The organism is Domibacillus mangrovi (genome assembly GCF_001906925.1).
GTDB classification, from domain to species: domain Bacteria; phylum Bacillota; class Bacilli; order Bacillales; family Domibacillaceae; genus Domibacillus; species Domibacillus mangrovi.
In genome coordinates, this window is sequence record NZ_MRWQ01000006.1 from 43,258 (window position 1) to 68,546 (window position 25,289).

The following is a 25,289-nucleotide window of genomic DNA, read 5'->3' on the forward strand; positions in this document are numbered from 1 at the left end:
GGGGTGTTATTGAGAAAATTAATAAAGAGAGGGTTAACGGGATTTCTTTTTCTAGTTGTTATTCTCGTTATTTATAGCATATGGGATAATAACCGAATAACTTTAGCAGAACAAGACATCATGATCAAAAACCTCCCAGATGAATTTGAAGGATTTAAAATTCTTCAAATAACCGATTTACAGGAAAAAGAATTTGGTCGACATCAACAGAGATTAATATCGGCTATAAATGATATTGAATATGATGCGATTGTGTTTACAGGGGATTTATTAAACAGCAGCGAGAGCAAGAATTACAAACCTACCTATACATTAATTGAAGGGATTCAAAATAAGAAACATGCTCTATTTGTGCCAGGTAATGCGGATCCGAAGAATTATCATTCAAATCCGGAACAACCTTTTGAAAAGAATGAATTTGTTAAAGGAATAGAAAAACGGAATGTTAAACTACTGGAATCTATTTATACGATAAAAAGGGGCGCATCTAACCTTTATTTTGTTGACTTTGAATTGTCCATTCAGAAAACACAAAAACAAATCGAAGCAATTAACGGAAGGTCAATACCAGAAAACGCGTCATATGAAGCTTATTTGAATGATTATTTGGACCATCAAAAACAGTTGCTAGAGGAAATATCAACGTTGGATAAGATGAAAAGTTCTGATGTATTAGTTGCTCTTAATCATTATCCTGTGGTTGATGCCCGAATTGACTATCTCCTAAGTAACCGTGAATTTGTATTTAGAAATTATGATTTAATTATGGCAGGACATTACCACGGGGGACAAATTCGTCTACCGTTTATAGGAGCACTTTTCGTTCCGGAAGCATGGTATGAACCAAACAGCTTCTTTCCACCACAAGATCGGGTGAAGGGGTTATGGGAATATAAACAAACGAAACAATACGTCAGTACAGGGCTCGGAAGCAGTGACTTTATCTCTATCTTAAAGTTTCGATTATTTAATCCACCTGAAATTAATGTATTGACATTAAAAAAAGAAGATAAATAAGGTAAAACTTTTTGATTTAAGGTTTTTAACAGTATAATAATCAAAAACCTTTTAGACATCAGTATAGTATATGGCCAGTTGAAACTAAAGGAGAGAAGGCAACTTGGGAGATGAACAAAATTAAATGGCTCTTTCTTTTTTCACCATCATTTTTAATACAGTTTCACAGTTAGTCGCTTTAATAGGGTGTATTGTCATCATTGGATTTATGCTCGATTTTTTACAAAAACAATCCATTACGTATTTATACCGGACGTTTAATAAAAAAGGCTATTTAGTGACGGCATGGATTGGCACTCCTATCCATGAATTCGGACATGTCATCATGTGCCTGCTATTTAGACATCGGATTAAAAAGGTACAATGGGTTCCAGTTAGGGGCGATGTACATTATTTAGGTTTTGTGGAGCACAGCTACAACCCGAGAAGTCTGTATCAGAAAATAGGTAACTTTTTTATTGGGATCGGTCCATTTATTTCAGGCATCGTATCACTCATGATACTCATGTACTGTTTTGTACCTGAATCCTATCACCTCTATACAGCTTATTTAGAAAATCAAGTTCGGCCAGAACAAATAAGCATCGATACGGTGAAGAGTGTTTTAATATCTTCGGGTGTATTGTTCCAGAGTTTGTTCACAATAGGGAATATCGTGAATCCATTATTTTGGCTCTTTATTTTCCTTGCGATAAGCATATCGACACATATCGCTTTAAGCAAAGAAGATATAAAAGGGGCCGCAACGGGGATCTCTTCTGTATTCATTCTATTGCTTGTAGTCAATTTACTCGGAGCGTTTTTCCATTTTGATAGTAGTAGTATGGTTTCTACTCTTACAAGCTATCACGTGTATACAATGGCTTTTGCAAGTTTAGCAATTTTGTTTTCTTGTATCACTTTTTGCATTTGTTTTATTCTTTACATAGTAAACCATAAAATCAAACGGCGTTAATAGAAAAATAAAGAGCGGGTCTTTATTCATTTGAATTATTAATGTTTGTCTGGCCATGATCCCCTGTCTCATATCCGCCCTTGTACCCTCCTAAAACAAGGGCGGCACTTAATCCAGCCGGGCCGCCTCCTGCAATTACAACATCTAAAAGAACATTGCTCATTTTTTGCCTCTAGTTTATCCCGCATTAACGGGCATTAAGCCGGTCATTCAGGTATTGCCGCAGAACGTGGCGCTTTTTACCTGAGTTTCTTTTTATTTATCTTTCTTTGCCTTTTTTACATCATCCATTAAGTAACCGATAAATGTATCGTCTTTTACAAGGGCGGCTGCATAATTTCGTTTTAAGAAATGTTCTCCTTCATCAAAACTTGTAAAGGTCTGTTGCATTTTTGTTTTATTATGTTCAATCGCCCAGTCATGATCGTTTACCGGATAAAGAAGAAAGATCTCATCCATTTGGTTTTTATATAGGGAACCGAACGAGGATCGCTTCATATTATAACGATTCCGTTTTGCATCTTCCTGTAAAGGTTCAAGATGAAACGTATTCTTCACAAACTGATGATAAGCTTCATCGGTTAAAGAGCATCCTGCTGCTTTTGCATGTCCACCTCCACCAAAATGAACAGCGACTTCAGACACATCAATATGATCGTGGATCGTTCGAAATCCTACTCGTTTTCCGCCCATATTTAAAATAGTGATGTAATCAAGATGCGGGTATTCTTTGCCGAGTTCATTTCCAAGCTCAGAGTGATACAATTCTGCATAAACGATACCGGTAAAATGGCCGCCCGCTTGAATCTGAACGAGTTCCCGCCTTTTTCGGCGGATATAGCGTTCGATTTTATTTTCTTCCATATCAAGTATTTTATTTTCAAACTCATCAAAGCGGAAATGATCACTTGTTTTAAGTCGATTAATCATTTTTTCTTCAAATTCCTCAATCGAAACTAAGAAAAATAGAGCATTGAGTCTCCCTGCTTCCTGATTGTTATTATTCTCCCACTCCCACGTATCATACTGCCTAACAAGTTCTACAAATTCTGCTGTGACGTTTGATGGCTTCATGAGTTGATGAGTAACAAGATATTCATAAAATAAAGAAGTGGCTGAAGTTAAATGTCCTTCGGCGTCCTCGACTACTACATGTCCCCATTTATACCGGTTAAAATGCAAAGCCGTTTTATGGTGATCAAGCAGCTGTATGTTTCCCCCAGCTTGATAAAAAGCCTCCAGTCTTTCTTCATTTTCTTCATTTACAGACAAATCTGTAATAATTAAGGATGTATTTTTATCATCATTTTCCAAAAACCATTCAACTTGTGCGTTGAGACTTGAAATGGAATTGTAGCGGACTTTCACCTGATTCCCAAAAGCGAGCTTTGCTAAAATACCGCATCCGACTCCATCTAAATCATTATGAGACAACAATTTATACATGTCTTCACCTCAGAATGTAGTATGGTTTCAAAAAGTGAAAATTATTGATAAAACAAATCTGTAAACAAAAAAAGGCATCTTCAAGAATGAAGATGCGAACTGTTATAATGTAAATCTGCCTTCTAAATCATCAAAACCTAGGTCGTTATGTTTTCTTATTTCAAAAGTAAAGCCATCGTGGGAAAACACACTGACTTTATCGTTTTTACCAAAATGTCCTTTTGCATTGTAAATAAATCCGACGTAGCTAGCTCCTTCACCTGGTAAAATCTCTTCTTCAATAAAATGAACTTCTTGATAACCAAAATCTCCATTTAATAATTCGTGTGTGATTTTATCTACTGTATGTAACCATTCATATGTTACTTTTTCAGCTACTGCACTCATTTAATTTATTCATCCCATTCTGTTTTATAGTTATGATCATTAAAATGTCTTTTTCAATTTAAATTGATATGATTTAATTATCATACACAAGCAGCGTTTAATCAAAGTGAATGTAAGCGGGAACATTCGTGATGTAAACGGTAACATTGGCAATGAAAGCGAATAACATGACTCTTTATCTCACTTATTCATCTTTTTTCGCGTAGTATCTTCCGTTTTCGGAAAATTAAAAAGATAAGAGCGTTGGCTTTAGGAAAAACGATACATGTTTCTTTATTTAAAGCTGCACGAAGATAGAGCGTTTTTTCATCTGAACAAGATAGAATAGATGCTGCAGTATAGAGTTAATATGAAATAAAAAAAGGGAAAAGAAGGATGATTAAAGTGAAAGAAACGATTATTTTTTTACATGGGGTTGTTGGAAATAAAAATACGTTTAAAACCGAAATGGACAAGCTAAAAGATCAATACAATTTGATCGCTTACAACTTTTATGATCCGAATATGTTGGGACAAGCTTATCCCTTTTCTTTAGAGCTATTGCTTGAACAGCTTTATACTCACTATAAAAACAATAGGATAACAACCGCTCATATATGTACACTCAGTTTTGGGTGTATACCTGCAATGGCTTTTGCCCAAAAATATCCGGATATGGTCACAAGTTTGACATTTGTCGGAGGATACTTTTGCAATGTCCCCTCAAAATTACATACGCAACGTGTTCAACTATATAAAGAAAAACAACAATTTGACTATACGACATGGTTAAAGCGATATGCGAAATCATTAAATCCAAATAGAAAACAAATACCGGAAGACTCAGAAGCCATTTTCGTTAAACATGCTCTGAAGCTCCATCCTACTGTTCTTGAAGAAGCCATTCGGATACAACTAGAGTTCGATACAAGAAAAGTATTGAAAGGAATGGATGTACCGATTTTATGGGTGATGGGAGAATATGATGAATTGTATAAAGCAACACTTTTCGAATTGAAACAAGATGTGCCTCATGTTGAATATATCGAGTTGAAGAAGGCGGGTCATGCAGCACATATTCATCAGCCGGAACAGTTTATGTCTGTATTTAAACCATTTATAGGTAAATTAAGCGAAAAGTGTAGATGAAATGTCAATGATTATATTAAAAAAGAACTACATACTACTCATATATATATACGTTATAATGACAGTTACGGAAAAAGGAATGGTAATAATATAGTTTATCCCGCATTAACGGGCAGTAAAGACCCCCGATTCAAGACTTCAAAAAGAAGGATAAGCGGAGGATCCACTGCCCGTAAAAGCCCGATTGGCTCAACTAACATTCAGTGAGGGAAGAAGGACCCACTGAATGAAGTTTCACTTTATTAACAAAGTATGTGCAATTATCTATTTTTTAATCGCAGCAGGGGGGAATATGAGGATGTCAATAAAGAAAAAGCTGCCCTTGATCTTTACATCATTAGTGTTATGTATTTTAATCGCTAATAGTACAATCCATTATATACGATCTAAAAATGCGTTGCTTGAACACAATGAAAAAGAAGTAGCATTGATTACGAAAGAAATCGCTTATCAAGTGGAGAACACAAAAGAGGCTTCGTTATATGTAGAAAATATTATTGGAAGAGAGTTAAGAACGGCTGCTCTCGCCATAAAAAAATCGTTGCCGCCGAATCATGAAGATGTAACAAATGAACAATTGAGAACGCTTGCGGATGAGCTAATGATCGCCCATATCACATTATTGGCTCAAACAGAGGACGACATTGTCGGGGTAAAATCTTCTGATCCGCATGAATTAAATATGTCAACGAAGAACTGGGGATATTGGTATGAGGCCTTTCAGCAGCTCTTTGCTTTAAAGCCAGTTACTGTTTCAGAAGGTTTAGTGCTGCCTCATTATTGGTCTGGTCCGATTGAAGTTGCCGCAAGTAATCCGAATCATATAGACAAGTGGGGGTATTATTATGATGGAACGACCAATTATATTATCGATCCCTATTTACGTGATAGCCAAGTATTAGAGTACGAACAGCAATTTGGCCCAGGGGAGGTCATGGACGGTTTCAAAGGCGAACTTGAAGGAGTGCTGGAACTAACCGTCTTTAATCCGAAATACTTTGGTCAAGAAAAAAGAGTGATTAATAAAAATGGAGAAAATTTTATCAGGATTGCTGATCAACCAATTTGGTATGGGACGTATCAATATAATAATGAGCAAGTGGACAAAAAGTTAATTCAAAAAGCGATAAAAACAGGAGAAACGCAAACGTATATTGAGAAACTAAATAATAAGAATATCCAGAAATCCCTCGTTCCCATGGGAGGAAATACGGAGGAACCATACGTCATCGGCTTAACATACGATTACAGCTTAACCGAGGAACAGCTGAAAGATGAGCTGTTGAAGCATTTGTTATTTTCCTTTCTGTTTAGCTTAATTGTATTAGGAGCGAGTTTCGTGTTTTCTCGTTCTATTACAAAGCCGATTGGGTATATCGTTGAACAGGTCAATGAGATTGCGGCGGGAAAATTTGGAGTGAATTTAGTCTTAAACCGGAAAGATGAACTCGGTCATCTCGCACAAAATGTAAATGCACTATCCAATTCTTTGCAGGCCTATGTTGCAGATTTAAAAAGGAGCAGGGAAGTGATTAAATTTCAAGCTTATCACGATCCCCTGACTGATCTGCCTAACAGAAGATATTTTCAAGAAAAGCTGAATGAGAAGATTGATAGTGTGAAAAAGACAGACGGCACGGTCGGCGTATTATTTCTCGATATAGACCGGTTTAAAGGCGTAAATGATTCATTGGGACATGCGAGGGGAGATCAATTAATACAGCTTATCTCTAAGCGGATAAACGATTTTCTTTCTGCAGAAAACAGCATCCTGACAAGACAGGGCGGAGATGAATTTGTTATTTTACTTTGCAATGTTGAATTAGCAGAAATGAAAAGAATAGCGGAAAATATTGTCGCGGCTATTAAACAGCCTTATTTTATAGATGGAAATGAAGTAAATATCGGTGCAAGCTGTGGGATAAGTCTGTATCCTGAACATACGGAAGACCGTGAAACGCTTATGACATGTGCAGATGTAGCGATGTATGCGGCGAAGAAGCAAGGCGGCAATCAGGTGATCATTTATAATGAAGAAATAAACAAAGTGAATAAAGAGAAGCTAGTGATCGAAGCACGTTTGAGAAAAGCGATTGAACAAGGGGGCATTGATGTTTATTACCAGCCGAAAATAAATGCCCGGGAAAATGTCATAACAGGTGTAGAAGCATTGCTAAGGTGGACAGACAAAGAACTCGGATTTGTATCACCAGAAGTATTTATATCAGTGGCAGAAGAAACAGGATTGATCCATTCATTGTGGGAATTTGCGATGAACCAAGCTTGCTCCCAAGTACGTGAGTGGAACACAAATCGATTGCATCCACTTCATTTGGCCGTTAACTTTTCAGCCAAACAATTTCTTGATCCTGCCAGTATGGTCCAGAGGGTGAAAAATATCCTTTCCGACTGTCAATTAGCACCAGAATATTTTGAAATAGAAATTACAGAAAGTACGTTACTTTACAATTTAGAAGAAACGATCGAAGCATTAAGAGAGATGCAGGAATACGGTGTAACCATCTCAATTGATGATTTTGGAACAGGCTATTCGTCGTTAACTTATTTAAAAACATTACCGATTGATTGTTTAAAGATTGATCGATCATTTATTCAAGACATTACGGAAGACTACCATCAATCTGAAATAGCTGAAACTATTATTAATTTGGCCCGCAGTCTCAAGTTAAAGGTAATCGCAGAAGGTGTGGAAGAAGAATATCAAAAAGAATTTTTGATGAAGAATGAATGTGATCACATGCAAGGCTATTTATTTAGTAAACCGCTTTGCAAAACGGATTTGGAAACGTATCTTCGTCAGAACGATTTAACATGATTTATGTCTAGCTTCTTCCTGTATTGGCTTCTTATCTGTTGGATAACATAAGAAGAATCATACAACAGTGAAGGAGTGTAGGAAATGACGTTAGTCCGTCTTGGTTACGCTGCCATGAGTATGAATGTGAAGAATGGTTCTCCTTCTCAGACGATGACATATACTCAGTTTTTAAAAAATGAAGACAAGAAAGCAGCGATAAGCAAGTTGGAAAGGATAGCTGTATCCAATTTAACGAACTGCTTGCGGCTGCTGCGGCACAATGCTGCTCATGATATTGAATTTTTTCGGTTGAGCTCTAAATTAATCCCGCTGGCTAATCATCCCGATCTTGCCAATTGGGACTATCTGACACCTCTTGGGGATAGTCTTGATTGTATACGATCTTATTTACATCGGCGTCCTAGCATGCGGATTGACTTTCATCCTGACCATTTTGTCATCCTTAATACACCGAAAGTTGATGTGTTTAAAAACGCTGTTAAAACATTACATATGCATAAAGCGCTCCTTGAAGGAATGGGAATAGTGCCTGAACACCGCTGTGTTTTACATGTAGGAGGCGCCTATAATAATAAGGAAAAAGCGCTAGAGCAGTTCATTCATAACTGGGGGACGATTCCGGTGCCGCTGCAAAAGATGATCATGCTGGAGAATGATGACAAGACCTTTACAGTAAATGAAACACTGTATCTTTGTGAAAAGATTGGTATCCCTTTTATATTTGATTATCACCATTACCTTGCTAACCATGAAGAAGGGGAACAGTGGGAAGATGAGTGGCTGCGGATTGTTAATACATGGAAAAATTCGGCGCTACCTTTAAAAATGCATATTTCAAGTCCGAAGTCTGAAAAAGAGTTTAGAGCTCATGCAGATTTTATTGAGGTAAAAGGGTTTATGAATTTTCTCAATCAAGTAAAAGGCAGCATCCCGCAAATCGATGTCATGATTGAAGCGAAACGAAAAGATGATGCTTTATTTGCATTAATGGCACACTTGAATGAGGAACCTGGAATTGAAGCTGTAGGCGGCGCAAGCTTTTATATACGGTAAGATGAAATAAATCGAATAAAATAGGGCTTCCTCAAAAGTATGTCGTTTGAGGAAGCCCTTTGTCATGTTTAAAATAGAATGTCTAATCGCGGGAATATACAGGTGCATAGAGGAATAAATGTTAATATCTAGATTTTATGTTTTATTAAAAATAAAAGGGGAAAGACTATAAGTAATTGGAAGTAAAGGAGGCGGGAACGGTGAGTTTACTCTACATCAAGGCCATGGAATTGTTTAAGAAAGATGCTGAGCAACAGAATGCACTTAAACATCAAACGCTTAAGTCGGGAGCTCGAAAATCTAAATAAGCTTTTAAAGCTTAACGTTTATACACTATGATTTTGAACGATATTATGATTTTGTATTATTCTCATAAACAAAATGTATGAGGCCTTTACGTTTCCTTTAAACGGAAGGTTTTTTTGTCTTTAACGAATCGTATCATCCTCGATAAACTCCTTATCACCCTTCAATAAGTATTCGTTGTCTACATGTAAAGTAAGTGATCGGCTGTTCTTAAAAAAGGGTGTTTAGCCTTTTTTTCAGAGGGCATACTTTTGAAAGAGTGAGATAAAAAAGAATGGAGTGGGGTACGGAAAGATGAAAGATAAATTTGAACGAATAGATGAACAAACACCGCCGCAGACACAGAGTCAACAGCCAGGTATTGAATCTGAGATGACACCGAAGCCACTATATGATGATCAAGAATATATTGGATCCGGTAAATTAGTCGGTAAAGTTGCCCTTATTACAGGAGGGGACAGTGGGATCGGTCGTGCGGTTGCAATCGCCTATGCAAAAGAAGGAGCCAATGTCGCCATTGCCTATTTGAATGAAGATGGCGACGCAGAGAAAACGGTGAAGCTCATTGAATCATATGGTGTCAAAGCATGGAAGGCAGCCACAGACATAAGCGATGTCGAGAACTGTAAAAAGCTAGTTGAGCAAGTGGTTTCTGAGTTTGGCGGGCTAAATATTTTGGTGAATAATGCTGGCAAGCAGTACCCAACAAACGATTTTTTGGCCATTACACCAGAGCAGCTGCGTGAAACGTTTGAAACAAATATTTTCTCGATGTTTTATTTGACGCAGGCTGTACTAAAACATATGAAAAAGGGAGATGCGATCGTGAACACGTCATCAGTGACAGCGTATCGTGGTTCACCTGAATTGATTGATTATTCAGCGACGAAAGGGGCCATTACATCCTTTACACGTTCCCTTGCAGCGAATCTTGCTGCTCAAGGCATTCGAGTCAACGCTGTAGCACCAGGTCCAATTTGGACACCGCTCATTCCAGCGACATTCGATGAAAAAAAGGTGGCCGAGCATGGAGCAGATACGCCGATGGGACGTCGCGGTCAGCCATGTGAAAATGCACCGGCATATGTATACTTGGCATCAAACGATTCCACATATGTCACTGGCCAAACGATGCATATTAATGGCGGCGACTTTATCACGTCATAATAAGATGAAATAGTCCGAACAATCCCGCCATCGCTATGATGGCGGGATTGTTTTGGATTAAAAATCTAACTTTTCCTGTCGATGAAGCAGATTCTTCCTCCGCTTAAACCGCAGCTTTCGCTCGTAATGAAAAATGGTCATTAAAACAATACATTCAGAAAAAATAGTTTTTCTAGTTCTAAGCTCATTATACATGTAAAAAAAGAAGATCAAATTAAAGATTATTTTTTATCCGAAGAGAACACAATTTGCTAGAATAGGCAAGTATGTAAAAAAGAGCAATGAAACAAAACGTGCTGTCTTCTTAATAGGAGGCAGTTTTTGAGTTTGCTTGTAAAACGTACGTAAACAACTAATTTTAAATTATTAAAGCGCTTCCATTGACTTTTTGAACTGTATAAAATAAAATTACAGTATGGTTTATCGAAAAAAGGGGGAAAATGTCGATGAATAGTGATTTTACCATTGCTGTCCATAGCTTAGTGTATTTAGCCAATTTGCCTGAGCATATGGCGAGCAGTGAAGCGATTGCTCATAATGTGACGACAAACCCTGCGCGTATTCGGAAAGTGATGAGTACCCTTCGAAAAAAAGGAATGGTCAAAACGAAAGAAGGAATGCGCGGCGGGTATTTGCTCAGCTGCGATCCAAAGAATATTACATTGGCAGACGTGTATCATACGGTTTCATATGGCACCCTTCAGCCTAATTGGTGTACAGGCGACCCAGATGATACGTGTCCAATATCGTCTAATACGCAAGTTGTGATGGATCATATATTCAATAAAGCAGAAGATTGTTATGAATTATACTTAAGCCAGTTTACGGTAGCCTCCGTATTGGACAAAATAAAAACATACAGTTAAACGATTCATAAAGGGGTGTGAGTAAAATGGAAAGAAACATGCCGTTTCAAGTAGGGGATTGGATACAAGGTGAAACGTGGGACAAACAGAAAATCTACGGATATGTCATAAAAATAGAAGACCCGGAAGATATTATGAAAGTGTATATTGTAGATTCAGTCAATAAAGAACTCATCGGACGGATGATTCATGTGTTATCGAGATCGATTGAAAAAGTGCCGGATACTGTTGTAACAGAAGAAGCAGCGCTTGAGCAGCTTATTGATATGGCGTTGTTGACGAAAGATGAAGAGTGGTTTGAACAATTAATTGCACAGCTTCAAGTCGTAAAAAAACAATATATTTAAATGACAGAGCCTGGATGATTCCGGGCTGTTTTTCTGTATAATAAAAAAGAACGATCATGACAAAATAATTGAGGTAACGAATGAACAAACAATCATTTAACGATTTATCGTTAAGCAATGACATTAAACGGGCGCTTAAGCAGCTAGACTATGCGGAACCGACAGACGTGCAGGCAGCAGTCATTCCTATGGTACTTGCGCAGAAAGATGTTATCGTGAAATCACAGACGGGGAGCGGCAAGACGGCGTCATTTGGCATTCCGCTTTGTGAGCTTGTGGACTGGGAAGAAAATAAACCACAGGCGCTTGTGCTGACACCGACGCGCGAGCTTGCAGCGCAAGTGAAAGAAGATATCACGAATATTGGCCGATTTAAGCGGATTAAAGCGACAGCGGTGTACGGCAAGCAGCCATTTGCCAGACAGAAATTAGAATTAAAGCAAAAAACACACGTTGTCGTTGGAACACCTGGTCGTGTACTTGATCACATTGAAAAGGAAACGTTAGCGACTGAGAAAGTTCAATATTTGATTATTGATGAAGCGGATGAAATGCTCAATATGGGCTTTATTGATCAAGTGTCAGCAATTATTGAAAAACTGCCTGAAGAACGTGTGACGATGCTTTTTTCGGCAACGTTGCCGGAAGATATTGAATCGCTTTGTCACCGCTATATGACAAATCCAAAAGAAATTGAAATAAAAGCAACGGGTTTAACAACGGAGAACATTGAACATAGGTTGATCACAGTGAGTGAAGAAGAGAAGTTTTCTTTGTTGAAAGACATTTCCGTTGTAGAAAATCCAGATAGCTGTATTTTGTTTTGCCGGACGAAGGAGCGTGTAGAGACGTTGTTTGACGCGCTCGATGAATCAGGATATTCATGCGGTATGCTTCATGGGGGAATGGTACAGGAAGATCGGTTTGCTGTGATGAATGAATTTAAACGCGGTGAGTTCCGTTATTTTGCGGCGACCGATGTGGCGGCAAGAGGAATTGATATTGATAATGTTTCACTCGTTGTCAATTATGATGTGCCACTTGAAAAAGAAAGCTACGTTCATCGGACGGGACGGACAGGGCGAGCAGGCAATACGGGAAAAGCGATTACATTTGCGACACCGTATGAAGAAAAATTTCTGGCAGAAATCGAATCGTATATCGGATTTGCAATTCCAAAATCCGATCGTCCGTCAAGAGAAGAAGTAGCGGCGGGGCAGGCTGCTTTTCAAGAAAAAAGAAATGCGCGTCCAACGTTGAAAAAAGAGAAAAGCCGTGAGCTGAATAAAGATATTATGAAGCTGTATTTTAACGGCGGTAAGAAAAAGAAAATCAGAGCCGTTGACTTTGTTGGGACGATTGCGAATATTCCTGGGGTGACAGCAGACGATATCGGGATTATTACCATTCAAGATAATGTATCATACGTTGAGATGCTGAACGGAAAAGGCTCAGTCGTGTTGAAAGCAATGAAAACGACGACAATCAAAGGGAAACAATTGAAAGTACAAAAAGCAAGAATTGAATAAATTGGAAAAAAGCTTTTGGTCGTAGCCAAAAGCTTTTTCTATATGTATTGACAGAAAATTTCTTACATTTGCTATTGACAATAAAATTGTTATCGAGTTAAAATGTTTCATGAGGGCAACAATTTAATGTGAATGCATATAATGTGCGCATATAAAACAAAAATACGGCAATTCTCTTTTTTTAAACCAAAAGTTGCCTTAGGGAAAGAATTTAGTTAGAGATAAATTATGAGTTTGAAAGGAGATGATAAGAATGAAGCCAGTACTTCATGTGTCAAACTTATTTGTTTCTTATCATGGGAATGATGCGATTCGAAATATGAGTTTTTCCGTTAAACCTGGAAAGTTAGTCGGGATCATTGGGCCAAATGGAGCCGGAAAGTCAACAATGTTAAAAGCGCTGTTGAATTTGATTCCAAAAGATAAAGGAGAAGTATTATTTAATGGGAAGCCCTTTGTGGAAATAAGAAAGTCTGTTGCGTATCTCCCGCAAAGAAGTCAAATTGACTGGGATTTTCCAATCAACGTTTTAGATACTGTGATGATTGGGACGTATCCAGGTCTTGGATTTTTAAAAAAACCTCGTAAAAAAGAGAAAGAATGGGCACTTCAATGTTTAAAAGAAGTCGGAATGGATGGTTTCAGTAAGCGACAAATTGGTGAACTCTCAGGCGGTCAGCAGCAGCGTGTATTTTTAGCAAGAGCGCTCGCTCAAAAGGCTGATATTCTTTTTCTTGATGAGCCATTTGTCGGGGTGGATATTTTAAGTGAGGAAACCATTATTCGTATTTTAAAGAAACTTACGAGTATGGGGAAAACCATTTTTGTTGTTCATCATGACTTAAGCAAAGCAAATGAGTATTTTGACCAACTCCTTTTATTAAACAAAGAACTTATTCATTTTGGTGATGCGAATATTGTTTTTCAAAAGGAAATTTTAGCTAAAGCCTATTCCGGTCAGTTTTCATTTCTTGAGGAGATGGGGGTGAACGCGTAATGTCATTCATTGACGCTGTTATTCAATATGAGTTTTTACAAAAAGCATTATTGACGTCTACAATGGTTGGGATTATTTGTGGGGTCATTGGCTGTTTCATTATATTAAGAGGAATGGCTTTGATGGGAGATGCCATTTCGCATGCTGTTCTTCCGGGAGTGGCCATTGCATATATGCTCGGGATCAATTTCTTTATTGGAGCAGTCATTTCAGGCGTCGTAACAGCGATGGGCATTGGCTTTGTCAGTCAAAACAGCCGAATTAAAAATGATATCTCGATCGGCATCATGTTTACGGCGGCTTTTGCTTTAGGAATTATTTTGATTACTTTTATGAAAAGCAGTACCGACCTTTACCATATTTTGTTTGGTAACGTTTTAGCAGTTCGGCCGTCAGATATGTGGACGACGCTTGGCATAGGAATTTTTGTTTTATTATCTGTCTATTTATTTTATAAAGAATTGCTTGTAACGTCTTTTGACCCGACTATGGCACAGGCGTATGGATTACCGACAAAGTGGATTCATTATTATTTAATGACACTGCTAACAATGGTGACCGTTGCCTCTTTGCAAACCGTGGGCATCATTCTTGTTGTCGCGATGCTGATTACACCGGCTGCAACAGCCTACTTATTAACCGATCGATTATGGATCATGATTTATTTGTCCGCTTCGCTTGGTGTCGCAGCGTCCGTTGTCGGGCTGTACTTTAGTTTCACTTATAATTTAGCATCAGGTGCAACGATCGTACTTGTTTCGACAGTCCTTTTCTTAATGGCCTTTTTCTTTTCACCGAAACAAGGAATTGTATGGCGTACGATAAAATCAAAAAATAAAAAAATGTCACTTTCCTAAAAGTGTCGAGGAGGAAAAAAATGCATCATATTTTAAAGTTAGCACTTATTAGTTTAATGGCTATTGTTTTTATGGCAGGCTGCAGTGAAGAAAAGCAAGGCAGTTCGGAAACGAAAGAAGACAAATTACAAGTTGTCACGACGTATTCTATTTTATATGACATTGTGAAAAATGTAGGCGGCGATCAAGTGGAAATTCATAGTTTAGCACCAGTAGGATCAAATCCGCATGAATACGATCCGCTGCCAGTAGACATTCAAAAGGCAACGGATGCAGATGCTATATTTTATAACGGTTTAAATTTAGAAGCGGGTAATTCATGGTTTGAAAAACTGCTTGAAACGGCGGGGAAAGCAGGAGAAGATGCACCGGTTTATCGCATGAGTGAAGGAGTAGAGGCAAAACATTTAACGACGAAAGGGAAAGAAGCAGAAGAAGATCCTCATGCATGGCTTGATATTCGAAATGGCATTAAATATGCGGAAAATGCACGAGATGGGTTAATTGCAGTGGATCCTGAACATAAAGAAGCATATGAAGAAAATGCGAAAGTGTATATAAAACAGCTACAAGACCTTCATGAGCAGGCAATCGCTGATTTTAATGAAGTCCCGGAAGAAAAACGGTTTATTGTGACAAGTGAAGGGGCTTTTAAATATTTTAGTGCAGCTTATAATTTCCATGCCGGATACATTTGGGAAATCAATTCAGAAAATCAAGGAACACCAGATCAAGTAACGAAAATAGTGGAGTTAATCAAAAACAAAAAGCCTTCTGCTTTGTTCGTTGAAACAAGTATTGATCCACGCAGTATGGAAATGGTTTCAGCCGAAACAGGAATACCTATAGGAGGAACATTATTTACAGATTCTATAGGAAAACCTGGAGAAGAAGGCGATACGTATATAAAGATGATGAAATCAAATATTACAGTCATTCTCGAAAATTTATAAAGAAAAGAAAACGGTTGTTATTTTCAACCGTTTTCTTTTTTTCATCAAATTATTAAATTGCAAATAGATTAGCTTGCAAGTAAAAGATAATTATGTTTAAATCGTAATTATTACGATTTAAACATAGGGAGGAATTAACGATGAAAAAAATTCCGGTAACAGTTTTAAGCGGATACTTGGGAGCAGGGAAAACGACATTACTAAATCATGTTTTACATAATAAAGAAGGGTTAAAAGTTGCTGTAATCGTCAACGACATGAGCGAGGTCAATATCGATGCTCATCTTGTCGAACAGGGAGGCGGGCTGTCACGAACAGAAGAAAAGCTTGTCGAAATGTCTAACGGCTGCATTTGCTGCACGCTGCGTGAAGATTTGCTTGTTGAAGTGGAAAAATTAGCAAGAGCAGGTAATATCGATTACATTTTGATTGAATCAACTGGCATTAGTGAGCCGCTGCCGGTAGCACAGACATTTTCCTATATTGATGAAGAAATGGGCATTGACTTAACGAAGTTTTGCCGGCTCGATACGATGGTAACGGTCGTTGATGCGAACCGCTTCTGGTACGACTTTGAGTCTGGAGAAAGCTTACTCGATCGGAAGGAAGGGCTCGGTGAAACGGATACACGCGAAATTGCCGATTTGTTAATTGATCAGATTGAATTTTGCGATGTACTTGTATTAAACAAGTGTGATTTGATTGAAGAACAAGATTTACAGTCGCTTGAAAAAGTATTGAAAACATTGCAGCCAGATGCAACAATCATTCGCGCGGTAAAAGGACAAGTAGATTTGCATCATATTCTTAATACGGGGTTGTTCAACTTTGATACAGCAAGTTCGTCTGCCGGCTGGTTGAAAGAACTGACATCTGGACATCAAAATCATACGCCCGAAACAGAAGAATACGGAATATCTTCATTTGTCTATGCGAGACGGCTGCCGTTTCATTCAGAACGATTTGATAATTGGCTAAACGTCATGCCATCCTCGATTGTCAGGGCAAAAGGAATTATCTGGTGCGCAACCCGTAATGATTTGGCACTTTTAATGTCCCAGGCAGGGCCGTCTGTCACTGTTGAACCGGTGTCGTACTGGGTGGCATCACTACCGAAAGAACAGCAGAATCGCATTATTGAGCAGAACTCAAACATACTGGCTGAATGGGATCCAGAATTTGGGGACCGTTGTACGAAACTGGTCTTCATCGGAGTGGATCTTGATCAAACAGCTATTAGCCATCAACTCGATCAATGTTTGCTTACACCGGACGAATTTGACAGTGAATGGAGCAGTATGAAAGATCCATTTTTGTGGACGGTGTGACATGATTGTATCTCAAAATAGAATTTGCTTTTATATATAGTAATTGGAATAAAAGATAGTGTGATAGAACTATTAAAGAGAGTTTGATAAGGAGGAAAGCACTGTTTTACGCCGAACTCACTTTAAACAACACTAAATTATCTTTTTAAAACAAAAAAAGAGCTGTCCCAAGTCAGTTATGCATTAACTTGCAGGACAGCTTCCTATTACTTTACTTTTTCAAAAAACGTCTCATCATACGTATCGAGATAAACGTCCGCTTCAATGTCGGCGTTTTGGAACGAAACCGTTTTAAGACCTGCTTCACGAGCCGGGATTAGATCAAGCGAGCGGTCGCCAATCGCCCAATCAAGATCGTATTTTTCGTTCAAATAATGATAGGCAGCCGCATCTGGTTTACGCGGAAATCCATCATCTTCTGGACTGATAATTTCATCAAAGAAATCAATTAATCCCCATTTTGTCAGCAATTCAATTGTTGATGCTTTCGTCCGATGTGTGACGATGACGTTTACATCGGCTGCCGCCAAAATCTCTTTTATGCCATCAAACGGAGGACTCCCCGCTTCAGATTGCTTATGATCAAGCTCTGTAAAAAGCGGACGGAAATCTTCTGAAATACGATATTGTGAGAAGGCAAGCTTCGAGTTTCTTTTCAGCCAGCGAAGTGCTTCATTCCGGTCGGTCGTCTCGCCATGCGCCGCTTCATGTACTGCGATAAAACTATCAAGAATCGCCGGATAAGTATCAAAAATGGTTCCATCTAAATCCCAAAGTAACTTCATTACTCTCAATCTCCTTTACACATCATACCCTCATTGTACACTATTTTCAGACAATAATAACATGACTGTTTTTATAAATAATGTGCTTGAAAAAGAAGAAATGTGAATAAAGCAGAAAAGGGAATACATGAGACTGATTTGTCGGAAAATAATTATTATTTAATGAAAACGGTTTAGGAAAGAATGAACACTTGCTATTTACACGAGAACAGGATATCTCTATATAGAGAGGAATTTGTTCGATTTCTAAGGAGGATATGATGTCTAAAGTAATTGCGATTAACGCAGGGAGTTCATCGTTGAAATTTCAGTTGTTTGAAATGCCGCAAGAAACGGTATTAACAAAAGGGTTGGTGGAACGAATCGGTTTATCTGATTCGGTTTTTTCGATGACTACTCCTACTAATGCGATAGATAAAGAAGTAACAAACATTCCAGATCATGCTGTTGCGGTTCAAATGCTGCTCAGTAAATTAGTATCTAACGGCATCGTCGCATCTCTTGACGAAATTGATGGCATCGGCCACCGTGTCGTTCATGGTGGAGAAGCATTTGATGATTCCGTGTTAATTGATGAGGCGATACTTGCACAAATTGACGAATTATCCGAACTTGCGCCGCTGCACAATCCAGCCAACGTGACAGGTATTCGTGCTTTTCAAAACGTATTGCCAAACGTGCCATCGATCGCAGTGTTTGATACAGCATTCCATCAAACGATGCCGGAGAAATCCTATTTATACAGCTTACCATACGAATATTATACAAAGTATGGCATCCGTAAATATGGTTTCCATGGCACGTCACATAAATACGTAACAGAACGTGCCGCACAACTGCTCGGTCGTCCGATTGAACAATTGCGTTTAATTTCGTGTCATCTAGGCAATGGCGCGAGTATTGCGGCAATTGAAGGCGGGAAATCAATTGATACATCCATGGGCTTTACACCCCTTGCTGGCGTGGCGATGGGCACACGTTCAGGAAACATTGATCCTGCATTAATGCCATTCATTATGGAAAAAACTGGTAAAACGGCCGATGAAGTGCTTGATATATTAAACAAAAAAAGCGGCATGCTGGGCATTTCCGGTTTGTCGAGTGACTTGCGTGACCTTACGCAAGCCGCTGACGATGGAAGTGAACGGGCGGAAACAGCGCTTGAAGTATTCGCAAGCCGCATCCATAAATACATCGGTTCATACGCAGCGAGGATGTCAGGTGTTGATGCGATCATATTCACAGCCGGTATCGGTGAAAATGACGTTGCCTCACGTGCACGCGTACTCCGCGGCCTTGAGTTTATGGGCGTTTACTGGGACTCCAGCCTCAACAACGTTCGTGGACAGGAAGCATTTATCAGCTACCCGCATTCACCGGTTAAAGTAATGGTGATTCCAACAAACGAAGAAGTGATGATCGCCCGTGATGTATTGCGATTGACGGTGATTTAACGCGGTGTATCAACGTTTTTGAGAATCAAAAGTAATGGTTGCGGTGCTATATAATAGGGAAATTAAGTCATTTGCGACCATGACTAGGAAAGACCCTTAATCCTCTTTTTTTGTGCTAAAACACAGCGCAGAAAAGGGGATTTTTTCTATGTCCAAAAGTAGACGGAAAACAAAAGTTGAAACTAAATTAACTGTTGAAAAAGCAAGGGATATTGTCATTCGAATTAAGCAAATGGAAGGATTGTCAACGCATACGATCGCAAATTATCATAAACTGTTTAACGATTTTGAACGTTGTTTTGCTAAAAACAAGCATATGGAAAACTTTACGGTTGAAGATGCAAGAAGGTTTATTGAATGGCAACTCACTGAAAAACAGCAATTTAAAGAAGCAAGATGGAGAAAAGAGAAAAAAATTGGTGTCAATATCAGATCAGCAAACTCGTATTTAAGATTAAAGAAAGCAGCATTCACCACGCTAATTAATGAAGGACATCTTGAGGAAAATCCGTTTTCTGCACTAAAAAATATCAAGATGCAACAGAAACAAGTTGATACTCTATCGGATCAGGAACTAACTCAATTGTTAAATTCACTTGATAAAAGTTGGTACGCTGATTTTCGTGCTTATGTATTAATGCATGTTTTATGTCACCAGAAGAACCCTAATTAATGCTGAAAATAGTAGGAGAGAATACTTGAGAACTAATTTTTGACCTTAGCGTATTTAATACAATTCCTAAATAATCACTTTCAGCTGAGAAATGATGTACTTCTTCTGTTGTAATTTTATAAATACAATCGACAGTAACAATAGTTTTTTTGTCATAACTTTGAAAGGGTTTTGAAATTTTTAAGATTTTAACTATTGTTTCGGACTTCATGTAAGGTTTTAATTTCTTAATTACTATACTTTCATAATCATTATGATCAACTACTATATTTACAGAAAAGACACCTGTTACTTCAAGCATTAAAAAAATTCTCCTTTCAATACGAAAAAATAGGGGGAAATGGGTGTCTATTAGACCAGTCACCGATTCGATATTTCACAGTGAACGGCTTAAAAATGATTGACTAATATTCCACCTTTGATCTTACAAAAATATCGTTTAATTTTCAACTTGTCCAGAACATTGATAGATCAAAACATTTGGGTTATAACCATAACTGAATTTGACCTCTTGTCCTTTTAAATGTGTGAATTTCAACACTGAAAAGAGGGTTTTTTTTATGGGATCGTTTGTCAAGTTAAGTGCAACACTTCGTCGATGAACGCTTCGTGTGGCGTGCGCCAGTCCAGGCACTTGCGTGGCCGATTGTTGAGCAGCTGAAGTGCCCGGCCCAACTCGTCGTCTTTCACCATGTTAAAATCGGTGCCTTTTTGGAAAAACTCACGAAGCAGGCCGTTGGTGTTTTCATTACTCCCACGCTGCCAGGACGAATACGGATCGGCAAAATAAAAAGCAATCTCCAGATCTTTTTCTACCACTGAATAACAGCTGAATTCTTTTCCCCGGTCGGTCGTGGCCGTCTTGAAGACCTTCTCCGGCAGACGGCTGTGCATCGCGCGGATGGCACACTCCATGGAATCGGCGGATCGGTCTGGCATCTTAATGGCTACGTACCAGCGAGTTTTGCGCTCGACAAAGGTCGCCACACAGCCCTTGCTTTTTCCGCGGCCAGACACCACGGTGTCCCATTCCCAGTGGCCAAAGGTCCTGCGTTTTTTTACCTCAGCGGGGCGCTTGGCAATCGGTATTCCGACGTTGAACCGGCCGCGTGTTTCCTGTGGCTTCTGGCGTTTTCCTTTGTGGCGGAGTACTTGGACCATTCGATCCGTGATTCGTCCCTGATACAGCCAGCGGTAAATGGTCTTGAAGCAGACACCCCCCTTAAACAGCCGGTTTGCGATCTATAAAATACTCCGATTTAGATATTATTATAGACTTTACTGGTAATATCTAAATGAAAAACGGATCATCTTTTTCGTTATCGGAAAAAGATGATCCGTTTTTCTTCCTAATGCCCTGTCATCATTGCGGCATTCGCTTTTTTTGATTCATCATCTGGTCCATCTTCCGGCTGTTGTTTTGGCCGATTAAGGATTGTTCCTAGAAGCGCCCCGACTATTGCAATTCCTGCCGCTAGAAGGAATGTATCGCCATAAGCAGCAACAGAAGCTTCAATAGGGTTAGCTGTTTCTGTCATATGATCAGTAATTCTTGATGTTAGGAACCCAGTCATCCCTGCTACAGCAAATGAAACCATTACTTGTTGAGCCGCTGTTGTTAATGGTGTAACACGGCTAACAAGATGCCTTGGAGCAGATTGAAGAACGTGGGTATTAATCGCCATCATGGAGAGACCCATTCCTGCTCCTATCATCACTAAACAAGCAATGATAAATCCAATCGTTGTATCCATAGAAATTTGTGAAAGCATAAAAAGAGCTACAGTAATAATAGACAAGCCTGTTATAGCTAAAGGACGAGCACCTAATTTATCATATAAACGCCCTCCGATTGGCATCATAATACCTGAAGCTAGAGCTTGTGGAAGTAGTATTAAACCAGTATCTAAAGCACCATACCCTCTAACTGTTTGTAAAAATAACGGGACAATAATCATCACTCCAAATAAAGCGATTTGAGAGATCCATGCAATTACAATCCCTTTGCTAAAGTCAGAAGAGCCAAATACTCTCAGCTCTAATAAAGGCTGTTTTTGACGGAGTTCAACGAAAATAAAAAGAATGAGAGCAACTCCACCTACAACTAATCCAGTAAGAGTTGCCGTTGAAGACCAACTTTTTCCTCCTTCACTTACTCCATAGGCTAGCATTGCAAATGCAATAGGCGCTAATATGATACCTAAATAATCTAGAGATGGGACGGTCTTACGTTCTACTTTCGGCAAAAATTTCATTCCAATCAAAAGTGCAATAATTCCAATTGGTAAATTAATAAGGAAAATCCAATGCCAAGTAACGTATTCTACAAGATACCCTGCTAAAACAGGACCTAATGCAGGTGCTAATAACATTGGAACCCCAAGTGTCCCCATCACAGCCCCTATTTTATCCGGAGGAGCAAGTTGGAAAATAATCGCCATTCCTATTGGCGCAACCATTCCTCCACCCAGCCCTTGAATAACACGATAGAGAATAAGTTGTTCAGGGGTTTGTGCAAAAGAACATAAAACGGAACCAAGCGTAAACAAGATGATCGTAATTAAAAATATCCTTTTTGCTCCAAAACGATCCGACATCCAACCAGCTAATGGAATGACGGCTGACATTGCAAGCGTGTAACCTGTTAAAGTCCATTGCATAGTAGAAACATCAGATTTAAAATCATTCACTATTCCAGGAAGCGCAACATTCATCGCTGTACTATCAAGAATTACCATTATCATCCCAACAATAACTGCTAGTAGTGGTCCTATAATGGTCTTAATTGAAAATATCTCATTATTATTTACTGATTTTTCTGACACAAGAAATTTATCTCCTTTTCTAATAGTTTATTTTTCAAAATTTTATCAAGTTGGTCACAAGATAAAACTTAAAAATAGGTATAAAAGTAATCATTTGGTCATTATTTAAACGGCGTTTAAAACAATGTTTAAATAAAAATACCTCTTCCCTATCTATTTGTCAAGAAAAAATTATTCAGGATAGTTCCCAAATGTAATATTATAAAATAGAGGCTTGACACATAAAGCGTAAGAGTATTATGGTGAAATTAATCATCGTATAAATTAACAATCTAAACAGATATATTTTGAATTAGGAGGGTTGCAAGATGACCAAAAGCTCCGAAAATGACTTTACAACAAAAGGGAATATATTGAATTCAGCATTAGAATTAATCAAGACAGAAGAAGGTCTAGAAAATATAACCCTGCGTAAAATCGCTGCCTTGGCAAACGTAAATGTTGCGCTGATAAATTATCATTTTGGATCGAAAGATAAATTGATCAATGAAGCTTTGAAAGTATTACTGGCCTCATTTAGGGAAACTTTTCTCATCTTAGATAATCTTTCTATTCCTCCAAAGGAAAGGTTAAAAGCTTTCATGGTTCAATATGTAAATTCAGTTTTAAAGTATCCTGGACTTGTCCGAGAAATCGGGAAAGGGAATATTTCATTTGAATCCCAATTTGAATACAAAAATTATATGGAAACAACGGGATTCACCATAATTAAAGATACGATAAAAGAAATTACGGGTGAAAAAAACCCAGATATTCTTTTCATGATGATGATGCAAATTCATGCGGCAATCTTTTTTCCGTCTCTTATGGCTTGTAAAAAAAACGTGTCTTTTATTTGGAACCCAATTCCCATAGAAGAGCAAATTGATTATTTATTTGAACACTATTTTGCAAAGTACTTCTAAATTTACAGGAACTGCTGTTAGTTTAAAACACGATCACGATGTTTATAAAAAAGTTGCATAACTTTGCCCCTTTAGATAAAAAATCTAAAGGGGTGTTTATTTGTAAAAGAACTTACTTAATTAAGTATTTCACATGGATTGTCAACACTAAATCAGACAACTTTTTTAAGGGACAATCGTTGTATTCAATTGGACTGACGTAGCCTAGTGTTCCATGAATGCGCAGCTTGTTAAACCAGTTAACGTAGTCACTAAATTCGAGTGTGAGATGCGCTAGACTATTAAACTTTATCTGACGAACAAACTCTGTTTTGATGATTTTAAACGTGGCTTCCGCCACGGCATTATCATACGGACAGCCATTCATACTAAGGGATTGGCTAATGTTGAAGGTCGCTAACGTCTCGTCGATCAATTGGTTTTTAAACTCGCTGCCACGGTCGGTATGAAACAGCTGGATGTCTCGCAGATTACCTTGAATCGAGGAAAAAGCCCGTGCGACAAGGTTCGCGTCTTTGTTCGGACCGGTGCTGAATCCTATGATTTCCCAATTAAAGAGATCGACAAAGACACATACGTAATGCCATTTATTTTGCACTCTGACGTATGTTAAATCACTTACGACTACCTTTTTCGCTTCATTCTGAGTGAATGCGCGGTTTAGTTCATTCGCCTGAACGGATTCATTACAGGGCGTTTTTTGTGGTTTGAATTGTGCCACCGTATAGGTCGACACTAATCCTTGTTCGTTTATGGTGCGACCGATCCGACGCCTAGATACTATATAGCCACGCTTGTACAGCTCGATTTTGATTTTCTGGGTGCCGTAGGCGTTTCGATTTTGTTCGAAAATCTCTATGATGGCGCCCGTCACATCGTCTTCTGATGGGCGCTCTTTCGCTTCATAGTAATACGTACTTCCGTGCTATTTGCAGGACGGTGCACATTGCTGATACCGAGTATTTGTCCTTGTTTCGTTTAATGACATTTACTTTCGTTCCATGATCAGCGCGGTTTGCTTTAAAATATCATTTTCCATCCTTAGCTGTTTCAGTTCCTTACGCAGTTCCAAAAGCTCCTGCTGTTCAGAAGACCGATTGTCTTTCTCTTTAAAGGAACCGGACGTTTCATCCTGATGAATCCAACGGTCAAGAGATGAAGGAGTTAGATTATACTCGTTGATAATCGCTTGTTTTGTTTTTCCATTCTGATACAGCTGTACCATTTGCTTTTTGAACTCAGGCGTGAAGGTGCGGCGTTCTCGCTTCGTCATATTTGGGACTCCTCATCTGTTTTAGGTCAAGTGTACGTGACCTTAATTTTTCTGTCCAGATAAGTGTAGACGATCCAAAGAAGGTTAGGAGTAAAGGTTGAAATATGTAAGATACCTGTGCTTGTTAAAGAAGAAAACACAGCAACTTCCTAAATAGCATAATACGAAATATCCTTTAATTAGACTGTGGTCATGTACT

The 25,289-nt window shown here is 38.5% G+C and carries 22 protein-coding genes and 2 pseudogenes; 16 read left to right on the forward strand and 8 right to left on the reverse strand.

Annotated elements, in window-relative coordinates:
- The first annotated feature begins 9 nt into the window (after positions 1 to 9).
- Together BLL40_RS07525 and BLL40_RS07530 are read left to right on the forward strand one after the other, a co-directional pair.
- Positions 10 to 1,017 carry a metallophosphoesterase gene (locus BLL40_RS07525; RefSeq protein WP_073711307.1) on the forward strand — a complete coding sequence of 336 codons (1,008 nt, stop codon included), beginning with the start codon at positions 10 to 12 and terminating at the stop codon, positions 1,015 to 1,017.
- Between the two features lie 124 nt (positions 1,018 to 1,141).
- The gene (locus tag BLL40_RS07530) at positions 1,142 to 1,972 is read left to right on the forward strand and encodes a hypothetical protein (RefSeq protein WP_073711308.1); all 831 of its coding nucleotides are present in this window, start codon (positions 1,142 to 1,144) and stop codon (positions 1,970 to 1,972) included.
- Positions 1,973 to 1,994: 22 nt separating this feature from the next.
- Here BLL40_RS07530 and BLL40_RS17385 read toward each other — a convergent pair whose 3' ends face one another.
- The 3 genes from BLL40_RS17385 to BLL40_RS07540 all read right to left on the reverse strand — a co-directional run bounded on the left by BLL40_RS17385 (position 1,995) and on the right by BLL40_RS07540 (position 3,805).
- Entirely contained in the window at positions 1,995 to 2,135 is a 141-nt protein-coding gene (locus tag BLL40_RS17385) for a hypothetical protein (protein WP_159434207.1), read from the reverse strand.
- A gap of 92 nt (positions 2,136 to 2,227) precedes the next feature.
- Positions 2,228 to 3,418, reverse strand: coding sequence for a DHH family phosphoesterase (locus BLL40_RS07535; RefSeq protein WP_073711309.1), 1,191 nt, complete (start codon positions 3,416 to 3,418; stop codon positions 2,228 to 2,230).
- A gap of 102 nt (positions 3,419 to 3,520) precedes the next feature.
- Entirely contained in the window at positions 3,521 to 3,805 is a 285-nt protein-coding gene (locus BLL40_RS07540; RefSeq protein ID WP_073711310.1) for a hypothetical protein, read from the reverse strand.
- A gap of 375 nt (positions 3,806 to 4,180) precedes the next feature.
- Here BLL40_RS07540 and BLL40_RS07545 point away from each other — a divergent pair, with 375 nt between their 5' ends.
- The 11 genes from BLL40_RS07545 to BLL40_RS07595 all read left to right on the forward strand — a co-directional run bounded on the left by BLL40_RS07545 (position 4,181) and on the right by BLL40_RS07595 (position 17,175).
- Entirely contained in the window at positions 4,181 to 4,933 is a 753-nt protein-coding gene (locus tag BLL40_RS07545) for an alpha/beta fold hydrolase (protein WP_073711311.1), read from the forward strand.
- A gap of 298 nt (positions 4,934 to 5,231) precedes the next feature.
- A complete protein-coding gene (locus tag BLL40_RS07550; protein WP_073711312.1) occupies positions 5,232 to 7,769 on the forward strand; it encodes a bifunctional diguanylate cyclase/phosphodiesterase in 2,538 nt (845 codons plus the stop codon).
- Between the two features lie 84 nt (positions 7,770 to 7,853).
- Entirely contained in the window at positions 7,854 to 8,825 is a 972-nt protein-coding gene (gene uvsE, locus BLL40_RS07555; RefSeq protein WP_073711313.1) for a UV DNA damage repair endonuclease UvsE, read from the forward strand.
- Positions 8,826 to 9,425: 600 nt separating this feature from the next.
- On the forward strand, positions 9,426 to 10,298 hold the full coding sequence (locus BLL40_RS07560; protein WP_073711314.1) for an SDR family oxidoreductase: 873 nt from the start codon (positions 9,426 to 9,428) through the stop codon (positions 10,296 to 10,298).
- A 446-nt stretch (positions 10,299 to 10,744) separates the two neighbouring features.
- A complete protein-coding gene (locus BLL40_RS07565) occupies positions 10,745 to 11,164 on the forward strand; it encodes an Rrf2 family transcriptional regulator (RefSeq protein ID WP_073711315.1) in 420 nt (139 codons plus the stop codon).
- Between the two features lie 26 nt (positions 11,165 to 11,190).
- On the forward strand, positions 11,191 to 11,511 hold the full coding sequence (locus BLL40_RS07570; RefSeq protein ID WP_073711316.1) for an IDEAL domain-containing protein: 321 nt from the start codon (positions 11,191 to 11,193) through the stop codon (positions 11,509 to 11,511).
- A gap of 80 nt (positions 11,512 to 11,591) precedes the next feature.
- Positions 11,592 to 13,040 carry a DEAD/DEAH box helicase gene (locus BLL40_RS07575; protein WP_073711317.1) on the forward strand — a complete coding sequence of 483 codons (1,449 nt, stop codon included), beginning with the start codon at positions 11,592 to 11,594 and terminating at the stop codon, positions 13,038 to 13,040.
- Between the two features lie 253 nt (positions 13,041 to 13,293).
- Positions 13,294 to 14,037, forward strand: a complete 744-nt coding sequence (locus BLL40_RS07580; protein WP_073711318.1) for a metal ABC transporter ATP-binding protein — start codon at positions 13,294 to 13,296, stop codon at positions 14,035 to 14,037.
- On the forward strand, positions 14,037 to 14,894 hold the full coding sequence (locus BLL40_RS07585; protein ID WP_073711319.1) for a metal ABC transporter permease: 858 nt from the start codon (positions 14,037 to 14,039) through the stop codon (positions 14,892 to 14,894). Before BLL40_RS07580 ends, BLL40_RS07585 begins: the two co-directional genes overlap by 1 nt.
- A 20-nt stretch (positions 14,895 to 14,914) precedes the next feature.
- Complete coding sequence (locus tag BLL40_RS07590) at positions 14,915 to 15,847, forward strand: metal ABC transporter substrate-binding protein (RefSeq protein ID WP_073711320.1); 933 nt, start codon at positions 14,915 to 14,917, stop codon at positions 15,845 to 15,847.
- A gap of 140 nt (positions 15,848 to 15,987) precedes the next feature.
- A complete protein-coding gene (locus BLL40_RS07595) occupies positions 15,988 to 17,175 on the forward strand; it encodes a GTP-binding protein (RefSeq protein WP_073711321.1) in 1,188 nt (395 codons plus the stop codon).
- A 206-nt stretch (positions 17,176 to 17,381) separates the two neighbouring features.
- Here BLL40_RS07595 and BLL40_RS07600 read toward each other — a convergent pair whose 3' ends face one another.
- Positions 17,382 to 17,960, reverse strand: coding sequence for an HAD hydrolase-like protein (locus BLL40_RS07600; protein WP_073711322.1), 579 nt, complete (start codon positions 17,958 to 17,960; stop codon positions 17,382 to 17,384).
- 260 nt (positions 17,961 to 18,220) lie between these two features.
- On the opposite strand from BLL40_RS07600, the gene BLL40_RS07605 reads away from it, so the two are divergent.
- The gene (locus BLL40_RS07605) at positions 18,221 to 19,414 is read left to right on the forward strand and encodes an acetate kinase (RefSeq protein ID WP_073711323.1); all 1,194 of its coding nucleotides are present in this window, start codon (positions 18,221 to 18,223) and stop codon (positions 19,412 to 19,414) included.
- Between the two features lie 148 nt (positions 19,415 to 19,562).
- The gene (locus BLL40_RS07610; protein ID WP_073711324.1) at positions 19,563 to 20,087 is read left to right on the forward strand and encodes a phage integrase SAM-like domain-containing protein; all 525 of its coding nucleotides are present in this window, start codon (positions 19,563 to 19,565) and stop codon (positions 20,085 to 20,087) included.
- On the opposite strand, the gene BLL40_RS07615 is transcribed toward BLL40_RS07610, so the two are convergent.
- The 3 genes and pseudogenes from BLL40_RS07615 to BLL40_RS07625 all read right to left on the reverse strand — a co-directional run bounded on the left by BLL40_RS07615 (position 20,080) and on the right by BLL40_RS07625 (position 22,912).
- Positions 20,080 to 20,388, reverse strand: coding sequence for a hypothetical protein (locus BLL40_RS07615; protein ID WP_073711325.1), 309 nt, complete (start codon positions 20,386 to 20,388; stop codon positions 20,080 to 20,082). The two genes, BLL40_RS07610 and BLL40_RS07615, sit on opposite strands and share 8 nt — an antisense overlap.
- A gap of 272 nt (positions 20,389 to 20,660) precedes the next feature.
- Positions 20,661 to 21,329: pseudogene (locus BLL40_RS07620) on the reverse strand (IS30 family transposase); the annotation flags it as partial.
- A gap of 107 nt (positions 21,330 to 21,436) precedes the next feature.
- Entirely contained in the window at positions 21,437 to 22,912 is a 1,476-nt protein-coding gene (locus tag BLL40_RS07625; protein WP_073711327.1) for an MDR family MFS transporter, read from the reverse strand.
- Positions 22,913 to 23,220: 308 nt separating this feature from the next.
- Here BLL40_RS07625 and BLL40_RS07630 point away from each other — a divergent pair, with 308 nt between their 5' ends.
- Positions 23,221 to 23,817 (forward strand): TetR/AcrR family transcriptional regulator, encoded by a 597-nt coding sequence (locus BLL40_RS07630; protein WP_073711328.1) that lies wholly within the window; start codon positions 23,221 to 23,223, stop codon positions 23,815 to 23,817.
- A gap of 112 nt (positions 23,818 to 23,929) precedes the next feature.
- Here the strand turns inward: BLL40_RS07630 and BLL40_RS07635 are convergent.
- Positions 23,930 to 25,090: pseudogene (locus BLL40_RS07635) on the reverse strand (IS3 family transposase).
- Positions 25,091 to 25,289 lie beyond the last annotated feature (199 nt).

Bases quoted from the DNA above. Each gene is read 5' to 3' on its own strand.
- BLL40_RS07530 (WP_073711308.1), top strand. From the start codon at position 1,142: ATGGCTCTTTCTTTTTTCACCATCATTTTTAATACAGTTTCACAGTTA.
- BLL40_RS17385 (WP_159434207.1), bottom strand. From the start codon at position 2,135: ATGAGCAATGTTCTTTTAGATGTTGTAATTGCAGGAGGCGGCCCGGCT.
- BLL40_RS07535 (WP_073711309.1), bottom strand. From the start codon at position 3,418: ATGTATAAATTGTTGTCTCATAATGATTTAGATGGAGTCGGATGCGGT.
- BLL40_RS07540 (WP_073711310.1), bottom strand. From the start codon at position 3,805: ATGAGTGCAGTAGCTGAAAAAGTAACATATGAATGGTTACATACAGTA.
- BLL40_RS07545 (WP_073711311.1), top strand. From the start codon at position 4,181: ATGATTAAAGTGAAAGAAACGATTATTTTTTTACATGGGGTTGTTGGA.
- BLL40_RS07550 (WP_073711312.1), top strand. From the start codon at position 5,232: ATGTCAATAAAGAAAAAGCTGCCCTTGATCTTTACATCATTAGTGTTA.
- uvsE (WP_073711313.1), top strand. From the start codon at position 7,854: ATGACGTTAGTCCGTCTTGGTTACGCTGCCATGAGTATGAATGTGAAG.
- BLL40_RS07560 (WP_073711314.1), top strand. From the start codon at position 9,426: ATGAAAGATAAATTTGAACGAATAGATGAACAAACACCGCCGCAGACA.
- BLL40_RS07565 (WP_073711315.1), top strand. From the start codon at position 10,745: ATGAATAGTGATTTTACCATTGCTGTCCATAGCTTAGTGTATTTAGCC.
- BLL40_RS07570 (WP_073711316.1), top strand. From the start codon at position 11,191: ATGGAAAGAAACATGCCGTTTCAAGTAGGGGATTGGATACAAGGTGAA.
- BLL40_RS07575 (WP_073711317.1), top strand. From the start codon at position 11,592: ATGAACAAACAATCATTTAACGATTTATCGTTAAGCAATGACATTAAA.
- BLL40_RS07580 (WP_073711318.1), top strand. From the start codon at position 13,294: ATGAAGCCAGTACTTCATGTGTCAAACTTATTTGTTTCTTATCATGGG.
- BLL40_RS07585 (WP_073711319.1), top strand. From the start codon at position 14,037: ATGTCATTCATTGACGCTGTTATTCAATATGAGTTTTTACAAAAAGCA.
- BLL40_RS07590 (WP_073711320.1), top strand. From the start codon at position 14,915: ATGCATCATATTTTAAAGTTAGCACTTATTAGTTTAATGGCTATTGTT.
- BLL40_RS07595 (WP_073711321.1), top strand. From the start codon at position 15,988: ATGAAAAAAATTCCGGTAACAGTTTTAAGCGGATACTTGGGAGCAGGG.
- BLL40_RS07600 (WP_073711322.1), bottom strand. From the start codon at position 17,960: ATGAAGTTACTTTGGGATTTAGATGGAACCATTTTTGATACTTATCCG.
- BLL40_RS07605 (WP_073711323.1), top strand. From the start codon at position 18,221: ATGTCTAAAGTAATTGCGATTAACGCAGGGAGTTCATCGTTGAAATTT.
- BLL40_RS07610 (WP_073711324.1), top strand. From the start codon at position 19,563: ATGTCCAAAAGTAGACGGAAAACAAAAGTTGAAACTAAATTAACTGTT.
- BLL40_RS07615 (WP_073711325.1), bottom strand. From the start codon at position 20,388: ATGCTTGAAGTAACAGGTGTCTTTTCTGTAAATATAGTAGTTGATCAT.
- BLL40_RS07630 (WP_073711328.1), top strand. From the start codon at position 23,221: ATGACCAAAAGCTCCGAAAATGACTTTACAACAAAAGGGAATATATTG.